This window comes from Geobacillus kaustophilus (assembly GCF_000948285.1).
In the GTDB taxonomy this organism is placed as follows: domain Bacteria; phylum Bacillota; class Bacilli; order Bacillales; family Anoxybacillaceae; genus Geobacillus; species Geobacillus thermoleovorans_A.
In genome coordinates this window covers 3,033,450-3,047,086 of record NZ_JYBP01000003.1, presented here as the reverse complement: position 1 = coordinate 3,047,086, position 13,637 = coordinate 3,033,450, and the positions used below count along the sequence as shown (strand labels likewise).

Sequence of the window (13,637 nt, the reverse complement as noted above, 5' to 3'; positions counted from 1 at the left end):
CGTTGATCAAAGACATTCAAATTGGCCATCGTCTCATTGGGCCTAATCATAAACCATTTATTATTGCGGAAATGTCCGGCAATCATAACCAATCTTTAGAGAGAGCGTTGGCCATCGTGGAAGCCGCGGCGCAAGCAGGCGTCGATGCGGTGAAATTGCAGACGTATACGGCAGATACAATGACGCTTGATATTGATGAAGGTGATTTTTTTATTGATGACCCGGATAGCCTTTGGCGAGGGAATTCGCTTTACAAGCTCTATCAGGAAGCTTACACCCCTTGGGAATGGCATGAGCCGATTTTTCGACGTTGTCAAGAATTAGGGCTTCTTGCGTTCAGCACCCCTTTTGATGAAACGGCCGTTGATTTTTTAGAGGAACTCCATGTTCCGGCCTATAAAATCGCTTCGTTTGAAAACACGGATTTGCCTTTAATTCGCAAGGTGGCATCGACAGGCAAACCATTGATTATTTCAACAGGAATGGCAACGGCGGCCGAGTTGGATGAAACGGTCAGAGCAGCAAGGGAATCGGGATGCCAAGATTTGATTTTATTAAAATGTACAAGCACGTATCCGGCGACACCTGAGAACTCCAATTTGGCTACTATTCCGCATATGAGAGAGTTGTTTCAATGTCAAGTCGGGTTGTCTGACCATACCATGGGGGTCGGTGTCAGTGTCGCTGCCGTTGCGTTAGGGGCCACCGTCATTGAGAAGCACTTTACCCTTTCACGCACCGAAGGAGGGGTGGACGCGGCGTTTTCAATGGAACCCCATGAAATGGCCTCCTTAGTTGTCGAAACGGAACGGGCATGGCAAAGCATCGGACGGGTTCAATACGGCCCCACGAAAACGGAAGAAGCCTCGCTGAAACATCGGCGGTCGTTATACATTGTGCGCGATATGAAAGCAGGAGAGACGCTGACGAAGGAAACCGTTCGGGCGATTCGTCCTGGAAGTGGATTACCGCCGAAATATTTCGACCAGCTGCTTGGAAAAACGGTGAAACGTGATGTAAAAAAAGGAACACCGGTGACATGGGATTTATTATTGTAAGGAGTGATCCGTATGAGAATATTATTGACAGGCGGCGCGGGGTTTATCGGTCGCGCGGTGGCCAAACAGTTGCTTGAGGACGGTCACGATATTTGGATTCTCGATGATCTTTCCAACGGGAGAGAAGAAAATATTGCTGAGTTTCGCCATCATCCAAATTTGAAGCAGTTTATCGTCGGTGACATCAAAGACGAGAACTTGCTAGCACAACTTTTTCATGAAAATAGGTATGAGCTTTGTTATCATTTAGCGGCGTCGATTAATGTGCAAGATTCCATTGATGATCCAAGAACGACGTTTTACAACGATACGATTGGAACCTTTTATCTCCTTGAACAATGTCGAGCGCATCAAACAAAACTGGTATTTATGAGCACCTGCATGGTGTATGACCGCTGCTATGAGGAAACAGGCATCACCGAAACTCATCCGACAAAGCCGGCCTCTCCGTATGCAGGGGCGAAGATTGCGGCGGAAAATATGGTGCTGTCTTATTTTCATGCCTATCAACTGCCGGTTGTCGTTATACGGCCGTTTAATACCTATGGTCCTTATCAAAAGACAAGCGGTGAAGGCGGGGTTGTCGCGATCTTTATTCGAAAGAAACTGACCGGCGAACCATTGCAAATTTATGGAGATGGTACACAAACACGGGATCTATTGTATGTCGATGATTGTGCGCGGTTTGTCGTTCAGGCTGGTTATTCAAATAAGGTGAACGGGGAAATCTTGAACGCTGGATTAGGCAGGGATATTTCGATTAATGATTTAGCTAAGCTCATCGTGGGCGATGAAAAGCGGATTGAGCATGTTCCTCATATCCATCCGCAGAGCGAGATTCAAAAGTTGTTATGCAATTATGAAAAAGCAAAACGGCTGTTAGGCTGGGAGCCGAAAGTGTCTCTTGAAGAGGGGATTCAAAAGACGGAAGAATGGATCAAAACGAGCCGCCTGATGTAGTCGGGTGGCTTTTCTTCAGGATATCAAGGAGGAAATGGAGCATGAAGTTAGCGATCGATGGGGGAACTCCTGTACGAGAATCATTTTTATCTTACGGACAGCAATGGATTGATGAAGAAGATATTGAAGCGGTGGTGAAAACATTAAGAAGCCCATTCATTACACAAGGGCCGAAAATTGAGCAATTTGAAGAAGCAATCGCCCGCTATGTCGGGGCGAAATATGCGGTGGCGTTTGCCAATGGGACGGCCGCCCTGCATGGCGCTTGCTTTGCCGCTGGCATTTCGCCAGGAGATGAGGTCGTGACGACCCCGATTACCTTCGCGGCCAGCGCCAACTGCGTGCTGTATGTTGGCGGCACGCCTGTGTTTGTGGATATTGATGAAAAAACGTACAATATCGATCCCAATCTCATCGAGGAGGCCATCACTTCGCGCACGAAAGCGATTATTGCCGTTGATTTTACAGGCCAGCCTGCCGATCTAGATCCGATCCGGGAAATCGCCAGAAAATATGGTCTTGTCTTCATCGAAGATGCCGCCCATTCTTTAGGAGCTTGTTATAAAGGAAAAAAAGTAGGCTCGTTAGCAGATATGACGATGTTCAGCTTTCATCCTGTCAAGCCTATTACGACGGGTGAGGGTGGCGTTATTGTCACTGATCATGAAGAATACTACCTTAAATTAAAACGTTTTCGTACGCATGGGATTACAACGGAGAATGTAAGAAAGAATGAAGGGCCTTGGTATTATGAGATGGTGGATCTTGGCTACAATTACCGAATGACGGATGTGCAGGCAGCGCTCGGGCTTAGCCAGTTGACAAAGCTTGATGCATTTGTGCAGAAACGGCGGGAAATTGCCGCGATGTATCATGAGGCGTTTTCTCGCATTCCTGGGGTGCGCATTCCTTATCAGCTTCCGTATGTGGACTCAAGCTGGCATTTATACGTGCTTCAGTTGCAATTAGAGAATTTTCGGGTGGGACGCAAAGAGATATTTGAAGCGTTGCGGGCAGAAAATATCGGAGTGCACGTTCATTACATTCCGGTTTATTTTCACCCTTATTATCAACAATTAGGATATAAGAAAGGAATTTGCCCGGTTGCGGAAAAGTGGTATGAAGCGGTGTTAACGATTCCCCTTTTTCCGAAAATGAGCGAATATGATATTCGAACAGTTATGGAAGGGGTGAACAAAGTGCTCTCCTTTTATCGAAAATAACGAGGTTTGCCACCTCGTTTTCATTTTACGGAAGCAGCTTTCTGAGTTTTATTGGTGATCACCGCAGGAAGTTGCCATGGGAATGGAGAAAGTAAAAATACGGTTTCATGATTTAGGCATCGTTAAGGATTTTAGCCTCAGGTTATCAGGGGCCATATCGTCCTTGTTGTCAGGTTCTATCTTGTTCATTTCAAAACGTATGTTCATAATGAAAATAAAGACTGTTGCATAGAGGTTGTATCATGGCTGGCAAAGAAAAGGCCGTTCATTTTAAATACTTGTTTCCCGATGACTATAATCCTGTCTACGTCAATGGGGTGCACGGCGGAATTTCTCCGCAGGGGAGAGATTGTTGTGAACTTTTATTTTGAACGCCGTCCTTTGCCTCCCGTGCAGGGAAGTCTTCATCTACTGGGATCGATGGGTATTTTCGTTTGCCGAAACCCCAAGCAGTCCGTGCCCGTTTCCCCGTTTCGGAGCCATTGATTCGGGGAACAGTGGGAGAGGAATATGTTCGGTTGTCCGACGTTGAGGAAACAACAACGCCGATGAAAACGGCGATATGGCGAAATGAGCATTCTTTTGGACGGGTGACGCCGTTTATTTAAGACCAAGTGCGAAAGGCGGAAAACATAGCCAAACTGCAAGCCATCAGAGAACTGGGGAACGATTGGAATGGAAATGGAGCGGATCCATTTTCCGATAAATTGATTGAGAAGGTCTTCAGTGTGATTCACACGGTCATTAAGCAGCCGAAGCTGTTCCCCACAGCGCGGGATAGCATTCAGCTTGAATTTGAAAAAGAAAATGGAGATTACTTGGAGTTTGAACTTTTTGAAAACAAAATTGATGTTTTTGTGTCATAAGCAGATGGACGTCAAATGGAAACATCGATCCCATACGATGTGCGGGAGATCAATCGAATCATTGTTGACTTTTATGAAACTGCTCTAAAAGGACGGCAAATCGATGGAGTTCGTCGGGAAATAAGAGTCGATTTTACAAGACTTCTCAATTTGATAAGAGCTGGTTTTGAACTGCTTTTTCTCAATTAAATCACCCGCCTTCTAAATGCTCCACCCCCAACGTACTTATCTCCTTTGCTTTTCGCTGCCTTTCATTATACATCGAATTTCTCGGGAAGTTCTATCCATTGCATTTGTCTGCTTCGGCCTCTTCACACTTCCTGCATTTCATCCGATATAAACGGTAGAAAGCGTCTAAAACAAAGGAGCGGGTCGTATGACGATTGAACGGGTGTCTTCTTCTTTCCTTTCATATGAACCGACGCGAACCGAGCAGGTGAATCCAAAAGTCGAGTTCTCGGCGGCGCGGCCGCAGGAGGCAGAGGCGTCGTCTCCTCTTGAGAGGCTGCCATCGGAGGAAACGCTTGAGAAAGTGGTCAACGGCTTGAATGAGCTCGTGCAGCCAAGCCATACGTCGGTTCGGTTTGAGCTGCATAAAGAGCTGCACGAATATTACGTGCAAGTGATTGATGAAAAGACGCAGGAAGTGATCCGCGAAATTCCGCCGAAAAAGCTACTCGATATGTATGCGGCGATGATGGAGTTTGTCGGGCTTTTGGTGGACAAAAAAATTTAACGGTGGTGAATCGACATGGCGAATACGATGCGCATCAGCGGCCTCGCGAGCGGGATGGACATTGACAAAATCGTCAGTGATTTGATGAAAGCGGAGCGGATGCCGCTTGATAAATTAAAGCAGAAAAAGCAGCTGCTTGAGTGGCAGCGCGACGACTACCGATCGATGAACACGCTGCTGCAAGGGCTTGACGACTATTTGTTTAATAACATTACGCTCCAAAGCGGCATGATGAAAAAAACCGTCTCTAGTTCCAATGAGGGCGTCATCACGGCGACAGCGGCCTCAAGCGCGGCGAACGTGGCGACGACGATTCAGGTGAATCAAGTGGCGACGTCAGCCGTTTGGCTGTCCGATGCGGCGACAAGGGTGGACAAAGCGACTTTCTCCGTAGCTGCCGATGTGACGCTCACAATCAACGTGACGAACGGGGATGGGAGCACGAAACAGGCAGCCATTACTGTAAAGCAGGGAACGACGCTGGATGGGGTGATCGCCCAGCTCAATAACAACGCAAACCTTGGCGTCAGTGCGTTCTATGACGAGCAAACCGGGCGCATTTCGATCATGAAAAAAGACACGGGGGCGCAGGCAAGCCTAGTGCTCGCCGATCAGGCGACTGCTGACTTTTTTGCGCAAAAGCTTGGGTTTACGGGAGCGGCGTCGGGTGGAGAGCTGACCGGAAAAACGGCGGGAACGGACGCCGACATCACGATCAATGGTTTGCAAACGACCCGTTCGTCTAACACGTTTACGATCAACGGCGTGACGTATACGGTCAAAGGGACGGGCGCGGCGACGGTGTCGGTGGCGGCGGATGTAGACGCGATGTTCAATGCGATTAAAGGGTTTGTCGACAAATACAACGAAACGATCGACAAGATCAACGCCGAGTTGAAAGAAGAGCGCTATCGCGACTATCCGCCGCTTACGGACGAGCAAAAAGAGGCGATGACGGAAAAGCAAATCGAGCTGTGGGAAGAAAAGGCAAAAAGCGGCATGCTTCGCGGCGATTCGATTTTGTCCAGCGCCCTCAGCAAAATGCGCATGAACTTGTACACAAAAGTCGAAGGAGCGAACATCCCGAGCGGATTTTCGCAGCTGGCGCAAATTGGGATTACGACATCGTCGAACTACCTCGACGGCGGGAAGCTGATCATTGACGAGACGAAGCTGCGGGAGAAAATCAAGGAAAACCCTGATGCCGTGTATCAGCTGTTCAATCAAAACGGCGCGACGGATGTGGAAAAAGGCATCGCCCGCCGCCTGCGCGATACGATTAAGGAAACGATCGGGAAAATCGAACAAAAGGCGGGGAAGACGATTTGGACGAACCAGCAGTTTGCGATCGGGCGCGATTTAATTCAAATCAATGACCAAATTGACCGCTTCCAAGACCGCTTGAAACAAATTGAAGACCGCTACTACCGCCAATTCACAGCCATGGAAGAAGCGATCCAGCGCGCCAACCAGCAAAGTATGTACTTGATGAACGCCTTTGGCGGCGGTACGCAAAGATAACGATTGGCGGATGGGGACTGCAGGCGGCAATGGCGGTTGGCACTTACTAATGAACGGAAGGATTAAGGGGTTTTGTATTGAAACTTTTGCCGAAACCGTCGTTTTTTCATCAGTCCTGTAAGGTGTCAAGCACTTGATGTGGAAAAGGAGTGACCGATGATGACAACGAACAATCCGTATCAACACTACCAAGCGAACGCCGTGCAGACGGCGTCGCCTGGAGAGTTGACGCTGATGCTCTATAACGGCTGCTTGAAGTTTATCAAACTTGCGCGCCAGGCGATCGAAAACGGTGACATTGCGGCACGCAATGAAAACTTGATTAAAGCGCAAAACATCATTTTGGAACTGATGAAGACGTTGAAAATGGAGTATGATGTCGCCAAATCGATGATGACGATGTACGACTACATTTACCGCCGTCTCGTCGAGGCGAACGTGAAAAACGATGCGGCGATTTTGGACGAGGTCGAGGGGTATGTCGCCGAGTTTCGCGATACGTGGAAGCAAGTGATTCAGCTGAATCGGCAGCGGCAATACGCGGGAGGCGGGAAAGTATAATGGGGGTTGTGCGCGACGTTTGGCTTGTCACGAAGCAGCTGCTTGAGGCGGTGATGGCGCCATGGCCCCCTGAGGAGCGCGAGGCGCGGATGGCAGTGGTCGATGAGCTGTTGAGGCGGCGTGAGGCGTTGCTTCCGAAGCTGCGGCCGCCATACAGCGAGGAAGAACAGGAGCTTGGCTGTGAGATCATCGTTTGGAATCAAGAGATTGAAGCACGGCTGCGGCGGGTGTGCGAAGAGATTCGCCGCGATTTGCGGATGGCGGGGGCGAAGCGGCAGGCGACCGTTTGCTACGCTCACCCGTACGAGCAGCCGCTTTCGTTCGATGGGATGTTTTACGACAAACGGAGATAGGGAAGAAAAGGACAGCGGCGCGCTGCCCTTTTCGCTTCAGACGGCTTTGACGATCGTGACGTTCATCTCTTTTCGCAAGTCGATCTCATACGGGCTTTTCAACTCTTCGCCCGCCGGATTTTTAATAATCCGAACGACGGGGCGGAGCGGGAAACCCGGGAACACTTGCGAGACGACGCCGATATGCCCGGTGTTGAGCAAGACGGTCGCGGCGACCGGATAGATGGCGATGTAGGAGAGAAACAGCTTGATCAGTTCATAGTCCAAAAGGCCGCCGGCGGCGGATAAGTATTCGGCCGCTTCGTGCGGCGAATATTGCTTTCGATGGTAGCGGGCCGATGTCAAGGCGTCAAAGACGTCGGCGATGGCGACGATGCGGGCGTATTCGTGAATCTCGTTTCCGGATAAGGCGCGCGGGTAGCCGCTGCCGTCGCAACGCTCGTGGTGCTGCAAGGCGCAATGGGCGGAAAAGAGTGAAATGTTGCGCTGGCGCCGAAGCAGCTCAAAGCCGAGATAGGTGTGGCGGTGGACGATTTCCTTTTCTTCTTCGGTCAGTTCCCCTTTTTTCCGCCAAAGGCCATCGGGCAGCTGGGTCATGCCGATGTCAAACAGAAGCGCCCCGACGCCGAGGTCAAGCAGCTGTTGGGGGCTGTACCCTTTGGCGATGCCGATGACGCCGGCGATGGTGGCGACGTTGACCGAATGATGGAAAAAGTAGCCGTTTGAGATGACCAAATCCGACAAATTGATGAGCAAGTTCTCCTGCTTCAGCAAGTAATCCAAAATGTCTTTGAACACCTTCTCGTACTCTTTTCCTAAATCGAGCGAGGAGGCGCGGCGGAGCAGCTTTTTTTGCTCGATCAAAGCGGTCATCGTCTCGTACACTTTCTTGACCGCCTGCTGGCGCACGGTCGCGCTGATCAATGGCAGCGGGCGGATGTCATATGTTTGCTTGTCGTCAATATAAATGTATTGAACCCCTTTTTGCGCTAAAGAACGGATGTAGCCGCTTGTCAGCCGCACGCCGCGCGACAAAAGCACGCTGCCGTTGGCGGCGAATAAGTCGACGGCGAGCACGTCGCCGCTTTTCGCATGGGAAATATGGACCTTTCGCATCGTTCACACACTCCGTACCTTCCACATCATAAGAAAAAACACCTATGCCTATCTTACCATATTTCCTGTATTTTCACAAAATCTTCAAAAATATTTTTGATTGAAACACGGATTGGATGGGTAATAAAAAAGCGTAGGGATTTACAGTTTGAAGATAAGGAGTGGTCAGCGATGATGTATCACATTCGCGGGGAAAACATCGAAGTAACTCCTGCGTTGCGCGAGTACGTGGAGAAAAAAATCGGCAAATTGGAGCGCTATTTCGACCGCACCGATGACGTGAATGTCCATGTCAATTTAAAAGTCTACAACGATGGACAAGGGAAAATCGAGGTGACCATTCCGATGCCGCATCTGTTGTTGCGCGCCGAGGAGCGGCATGACGATATGTATGCGGCGATCGATTTAGTGACGGATAAATTGGAGCGGCAAATCCGCAAACATAAAACGAAAGTCAATCGGAAGCTGCGCGATCGGGAGAAAGAGGCGAAGCTGGCTGCCCCTGTCCCGAGCGGCGCCGCGGCGGAGAATGAAGAGGAGTTTGAAATCGTGCGCACGAAGCACTTCAGCTTGAAGCCGATGGACAGCGAAGAGGCGATTTTGCAAATGAATTTGTTGGGGCACAACTTCTTCATTTTTACGAACGCCGAGACGAACCGGACGAACATCGTTTACCGCCGCAAAGACGGAAAATACGGGCTGATCGAGGCGAATTGAACAACTCTTCTATGCGCATCCCCTGCTTTTTTTGGCAGGGGATGCTATAATATTGCATGAGAAAAATCAAAATGGGGGAGAGCGATGGAGGAACTGCTGCGTCAAATATTGTCCAAGTTGGATAACATGGAAAAAGGATTTTTGGCTTTTCAAGAAGAAACTCGCCAACGTTTGGCGCAGATTGATGAACGGTTTGCCCAGATTGATAAGCGCTTTGCCCAGATTGATGAACGGTTTGCCCAGATTGATAAGCGCTTTGCCCAGATTGATGAATGCTTTGCTCAAATGAATGAGCGTTTTGTGCAGATCGATGGCCGTTTAGCAGAAATGAGCGGGCAAATTGGTTCGCTGACGACTCGCGTTGAAGCGCTTGAAGGCCGCGTCGATGAAATGAACGGGCGCATCAGCCGCCTTGAACAAGAGATGGGAGAGGTGAAAGCACGGTTAGACCGTGTGGAGGTGGAATGGGGAGAAGTGAAAGAGGCGCTTCATCGAGTCGAAACGCAGCTTGTGGATGATGTGCAAATATTGCTTCGCAAAATTCATGAAAAAGTAGATGAGAAAAGTTTTGAAATTTATGCGCTGAACCGGCGTCTTCATCATGCGGAAGCGGCGATTGAGCAGCTTCAGTCCAAGGCGTGATCCCCTCTCTTGGACATGCCCCTCTCTAAGCCTGTGCAACAGTTGTCACTGATCCCTGTAAATGATATGATGAATAAGTGAGTCCATGAAAAATAAGGAGCGTTTCCTATGCTTGGAGTCTTAAAAAAAGTATTTGACCCGAACAAGCGTCAGTTGGCAAGATTGGAGAAAATTGCGGATCAAGTCGATGCGCTCGGTCCGGAGATGGCGCGACTGTCCGATGACGAGCTGCGGCAAAAAACCGAGGAATTCAAAGCCCGCTACCAACAAGGCGAATCGCTCGACGACCTGCTCGTTGAGGCGTTTGCCGTGGTGCGCGAAGGAGCGAAGCGCGTCCTCGGTTTGTATCCATATAAAGTGCAAATTATGGGCGGCGTCGTCTTGCATGAAGGCGACATCGCCGAGATGAAAACCGGGGAAGGGAAAACGTTGACGGCGACGATGCCCGTCTATTTGAACGCCTTGACGGGGCGCGGGGTGCATGTTGTGACGGTCAACGAATACTTGGCGACGCGCGACGCGACGGAGATGGGCAAGCTGTACGAGTTTTTGGGCATGACCGTCGGCTTGAACTTAAGCGGCATGTCGCGCGAAGAGAAGCAGGCGGCGTACAACGCCGACATTACGTACGGAACGAACAACGAGTTCGGCTTTGACTATTTGCGCGACAACATGGTGCTGTACAAAGAACATATTGTGCAGCGTCCGCTCTATTATGCGATCATCGACGAGGTCGACTCGATTTTGATCGATGAAGCGCGGACACCGCTCATCATTTCAGGGACGGCGCAGAAGTCGACGAAGCTGTATGTGCAGGCGAATGCGTTTGTCCGCACGTTGCGCAAAGATGTCGATTACACATACGATGAAAAGACGAAAAGCGTCCAGCTGACGGAAGAAGGAATAAACAAAGCCGAGCGGGCGTTTGGCATCGACAACTTGTTCGATTTGAAACACGTCACGCTCAACCACCACATTCAGCTGGCGCTAAGGGCGCACGTGACGATGCAGCGTGATGTCGACTACGTCGTGCAAGACGGAAAAGTGATCATCGTCGACCCGTTCACCGGGCGCTTGATGCACGGCCGCCGCTACAGCGATGGGCTTCATCAAGCCATTGAGGCGAAGGAAGGGCTCGAGATTCAGAACGAGTCGATGACCTTAGCCACGATTACGTTCCAAAACTATTTCCGCATGTACGAAAAGTTGGCGGGGATGACCGGAACGGCGAAGACGGAAGAGGAAGAGTTCCGCAACATTTACAACATGCGCGTCGTCGTCATTCCGACCAACAAGCCAGTCATTCGCGAAGACCGTCCGGATTTGATCTACCGGACGATGGAAGGGAAGTTCCGCGCCGTGGTCGAGGATATCGCCGCCCGCCATGCGAAAGGGCAGCCGGTGTTGGTCGGCACGGTGGCGATCGAGACGTCCGAGATGTTGTCGGAGATGCTGAAAAAACGCGGCATCCCCCACAACGTCTTAAACGCGAAAAACCATGCGAAAGAGGCGGAAATCATCGCCCAGGCCGGGCAAAAAGGCGCGGTGACGATTGCGACGAACATGGCCGGGCGCGGGACGGACATTAAGCTTGGCGAAGGGGTCAAGGAGCTTGGCGGGCTTGCGGTCATCGGCACGGAGCGGCATGAGAGCCGGCGCATTGACAACCAGCTGCGCGGCCGCTCGGGGCGTCAAGGCGACCCTGGAGTGTCGCAGTTTTACTTGTCGCTTGAAGATGAGCTGATGCGCCGTTTCGGCTCCGAGAGCCTCATGGCGATGATGGACCGGCTCGGGATGGACGATTCGCAGCCGATTCAAAGCAAAATGGTGACACGGGCCGTCGAGTCGGCGCAAAAGCGGGTCGAAGGCAACAACTTCGACGCCCGCAAACAGCTGCTTCAGTATGACGACGTCTTGCGTGAGCAGCGGGAAATCATTTACCGCCAGCGCTATGAAGTGCTTGATTCCGACAATTTGCGCGGCATCATCGAAAAGATGATTCAATCGGTGATCGAGCGCGTCGTCAACGCCCATACGCCGAAGGAAGAGGTTCCGGAAGAATGGAATTTGAAAGGACTCGTTGAGTATCTCAACGCTCATCTGCTTCCGGAAGGGGATGTGACAGAAGCCGACTTGCGCGGCAAAGAGCCGGAAGAGATGATCGAGCTCATTTGGGAGAAAGTAAAGGCGCGCTATGATGAGAAAGAAGCGCAAATCCCGCCGGAACAAATGCGCGAATTTGAACGCGTCGTCGTTTTGCGCGCTGTCGACATGAAATGGATGAACCATATCGACGCGATGGAGCAGCTCCGCCAAGGCATCCATTTGCGCGCCTACGGGCAAGTCGACCCGCTGCGCGAATACCAAATGGAAGGGTATGCGATGTTTGAAAACATGATCGCTGCGATTGAAGAGGAAGTCGCCACCTATATTATGAAGGCGGAAATCCATCACAATCTCGAGCGTCAGGAAGTGGCAAAAGGCGAAGCGGTCCACCCGAAAGAAGACGGCGAAGAGCCGAAAAGAAAACCGGTCCGCAAGGCGGTGCGCGTCGGACGCAACGACCCGTGCCCGTGCGGGAGTGGGAAAAAATATAAACATTGTTGCGGAAGAGCGGTGTAACCGTTTATAAATATAAAAGGGGAGGCTTAGCCTCCCTTTTGAATGGCAGACATTCATCGTTGGCATACTATATTGATGATGAGGTGAGGACAACATGATCGATTTGGTGGAAATTAAGCAAGAGCTTGAGAAAATGGCTAAGCGATTAGCGGAAATCAGGGGGTCTCTTTGACCTCGAAGCGAAGCAGGCGCGCATTCGCGAATTAGAAGAGCAGATGGCGGCGCCAAACTTTTGGGATGACCAAAAGGCGGCGCAGGCGGTCATTTCCGAGGCGAATGCGCTCAAAGATCTCGTCGAGGAATTTTCCTCGCTTGAAGAACGGTTTGACAACTTGGAAGTGACGTACGAATTGCTGAAAGAAGAGCCGGATGACGAACTCCAAGCTGAACTCGTCGAGGAAGCGAAAAAGCTGATGAAAGACTTCAGCGAGTTCGAGCTGCAGCTGCTGCTCAACGATCCGTACGACCAAAACAACGCCATTTTGGAGCTTCACCCGGGCGCGGGCGGCACGGAGTCGCAAGACTGGGCGTCGATGCTGTTGCGCATGTACACGCGCTGGGCGGAGAAAAAAGGGTTTAAAGTCGAGACGCTCGATTACCTCCCGGGCGAGGAAGCGGGGATTAAAAGCGTGACGCTGCTCATTAAAGGGCATAACGCCTATGGCTACTTAAAGGCGGAAAAAGGGGTGCACCGTCTTGTGCGCATTTCCCCGTTTGACGCCTCGGGCCGACGCCATACGTCGTTCGTCTCGTGCGAAGTGGTGCCGGAGATGGACGATAACATCGAAATTGAAATCCGCCCGGAAGAGCTGAAAATCGACACGTACCGCTCAAGCGGCGCGGGCGGGCAGCACGTCAACACGACCGACTCGGCTGTGCGCATCACTCACTTGCCGACGGGCATTGTCGTGACCTGCCAATCGGAGCGCTCGCAAATTAAAAACCGCGAAAAAGCGATGAATATGTTGAAGGCGAAATTGTACCAAAAGAAACTCGAGGAGCAGCAAGCCGAACTCGCCGAGCTGCGCGGCGAGCAAAAAGAAATCGGCTGGGGCAACCAAATCCGTTCGTACGTCTTCCATCCGTATTCGCTTGTCAAAGACCATCGGACGAATGTTGAGGTCGGCAACGTGCAAGCGGTGATGGATGGAGAAATTGATGTGTTTATTGACGCGTATTTGCGTGCAAAGTTGAAATAAAGGACGATCATCGGATCGTCCTTTTTTCCTTTACCATAGCAGATCGCTATCGCGTTAACCGGC

13 protein-coding genes are annotated in these 13,637 nt (G+C 50.8%); 12 read left to right on the top strand and 1 reads right to left on the bottom strand.

What is annotated here, in order from left to right:
• The first annotated feature begins 2 nt into the window (after window positions 1–2).
• The 8 genes from pseI to LG52_RS15730 all read left to right on the top strand — a co-directional run bounded on the left by pseI (window position 3) and on the right by LG52_RS15730 (window position 7,278).
• A complete protein-coding gene (pseI, locus tag LG52_RS15765; RefSeq protein WP_044732657.1) occupies window positions 3–1,058 on the top strand; it encodes a pseudaminic acid synthase in 1,056 nt (351 codons plus the stop codon).
• A 12-nt stretch (window positions 1,059–1,070) separates the two neighbouring features.
• A complete protein-coding gene (locus tag LG52_RS15760; RefSeq protein ID WP_044732656.1) occupies window positions 1,071–2,018 on the top strand; it encodes a dTDP-glucose 4,6-dehydratase in 948 nt (315 codons plus the stop codon).
• Between the two features lie 41 nt (window positions 2,019–2,059).
• On the top strand, window positions 2,060–3,241 hold the full coding sequence (pseC, locus tag LG52_RS15755) for a UDP-4-amino-4,6-dideoxy-N-acetyl-beta-L-altrosamine transaminase (RefSeq protein WP_044732655.1): 1,182 nt from the start codon (window positions 2,060–2,062) through the stop codon (window positions 3,239–3,241).
• Window positions 3,242–3,969: 728 nt separating this feature from the next.
• Window positions 3,970–4,107, top strand: a complete 138-nt coding sequence (locus tag LG52_RS20685; protein ID WP_231584481.1) for a hypothetical protein — start codon at window positions 3,970–3,972, stop codon at window positions 4,105–4,107.
• A gap of 376 nt (window positions 4,108–4,483) precedes the next feature.
• Entirely contained in the window at window positions 4,484–4,843 is a 360-nt protein-coding gene (gene flaG / locus LG52_RS15745; RefSeq protein ID WP_044732654.1) for a flagellar protein FlaG, read from the top strand.
• 15 nt (window positions 4,844–4,858) lie between these two features.
• A complete protein-coding gene (locus LG52_RS15740; RefSeq protein ID WP_044732653.1) occupies window positions 4,859–6,364 on the top strand; it encodes a flagellar hook-associated protein 2 in 1,506 nt (501 codons plus the stop codon).
• A gap of 159 nt (window positions 6,365–6,523) precedes the next feature.
• On the top strand, window positions 6,524–6,925 hold the full coding sequence (gene fliS, locus LG52_RS15735; protein ID WP_044732652.1) for a flagellar export chaperone FliS: 402 nt from the start codon (window positions 6,524–6,526) through the stop codon (window positions 6,923–6,925).
• Complete coding sequence (locus LG52_RS15730; protein ID WP_044732651.1) at window positions 6,925–7,278, top strand: flagellar protein FliT; 354 nt, start codon at window positions 6,925–6,927, stop codon at window positions 7,276–7,278. Before fliS ends, LG52_RS15730 begins: the two co-directional genes overlap by 1 nt.
• Window positions 7,279–7,314: 36 nt before the next feature.
• On the opposite strand, the gene LG52_RS15725 is transcribed toward LG52_RS15730, so the two are convergent.
• Window positions 7,315–8,394: an HD-GYP domain-containing protein gene (locus LG52_RS15725; protein ID WP_044732650.1), complete on the bottom strand. Its 1,080-nt coding sequence runs from the start codon at window positions 8,392–8,394 to the stop codon at window positions 7,315–7,317.
• A 171-nt stretch (window positions 8,395–8,565) separates the two neighbouring features.
• On the opposite strand from LG52_RS15725, the gene hpf reads away from it, so the two are divergent.
• The 4 genes from hpf to prfB all read left to right on the top strand — a co-directional run bounded on the left by hpf (window position 8,566) and on the right by prfB (window position 13,574).
• Window positions 8,566–9,111, top strand: a complete 546-nt coding sequence (gene hpf, locus LG52_RS15720; RefSeq protein ID WP_044732649.1) for a ribosome hibernation-promoting factor, HPF/YfiA family — start codon at window positions 8,566–8,568, stop codon at window positions 9,109–9,111.
• 84 nt (window positions 9,112–9,195) lie between these two features.
• A complete protein-coding gene (locus tag LG52_RS15715; protein ID WP_044732648.1) occupies window positions 9,196–9,753 on the top strand; it encodes a hypothetical protein in 558 nt (185 codons plus the stop codon).
• Between the two features lie 108 nt (window positions 9,754–9,861).
• Window positions 9,862–12,375, top strand: coding sequence for a preprotein translocase subunit SecA (secA, locus tag LG52_RS15710; protein WP_044732647.1), 2,514 nt, complete (start codon window positions 9,862–9,864; stop codon window positions 12,373–12,375).
• A 94-nt stretch (window positions 12,376–12,469) separates the two neighbouring features.
• Window positions 12,470–13,574, top strand: a protein-coding gene (gene prfB / locus LG52_RS15705; RefSeq protein ID WP_156133480.1) for a peptide chain release factor 2 whose coding sequence is annotated in 2 segments (ribosomal slippage) — window positions 12,470–12,544 and window positions 12,546–13,574 — 1,104 coding nt in all. Because the reading frame shifts where the segments join, the coding sequence is not laid out codon by codon here.
• The last annotated feature ends 63 nt before the right edge of the window (window positions 13,575–13,637 follow it).

What these genes read in the sequence shown, in the direction of transcription:
- LG52_RS15760 (WP_044732656.1), top strand. Translation starts at nt 1,071, where the DNA reads ATGAGAATATTATTGACAGGCGGCGCGGGGTTTATCGGTCGCGCGGTG.
- pseC (WP_044732655.1), top strand. Translation starts at nt 2,060, where the DNA reads ATGAAGTTAGCGATCGATGGGGGAACTCCTGTACGAGAATCATTTTTA.
- flaG (WP_044732654.1), top strand. Translation starts at nt 4,484, where the DNA reads ATGACGATTGAACGGGTGTCTTCTTCTTTCCTTTCATATGAACCGACG.
- LG52_RS15740 (WP_044732653.1), top strand. Translation starts at nt 4,859, where the DNA reads ATGGCGAATACGATGCGCATCAGCGGCCTCGCGAGCGGGATGGACATT.
- fliS (WP_044732652.1), top strand. Translation starts at nt 6,524, where the DNA reads ATGACAACGAACAATCCGTATCAACACTACCAAGCGAACGCCGTGCAG.
- LG52_RS15730 (WP_044732651.1), top strand. Translation starts at nt 6,925, where the DNA reads ATGGGGGTTGTGCGCGACGTTTGGCTTGTCACGAAGCAGCTGCTTGAG.
- LG52_RS15725 (WP_044732650.1), bottom strand. Translation starts at nt 8,394, where the DNA reads ATGCGAAAGGTCCATATTTCCCATGCGAAAAGCGGCGACGTGCTCGCC.
- hpf (WP_044732649.1), top strand. Translation starts at nt 8,566, where the DNA reads ATGATGTATCACATTCGCGGGGAAAACATCGAAGTAACTCCTGCGTTG.
- LG52_RS15715 (WP_044732648.1), top strand. Translation starts at nt 9,196, where the DNA reads ATGGAGGAACTGCTGCGTCAAATATTGTCCAAGTTGGATAACATGGAA.
- secA (WP_044732647.1), top strand. Translation starts at nt 9,862, where the DNA reads ATGCTTGGAGTCTTAAAAAAAGTATTTGACCCGAACAAGCGTCAGTTG.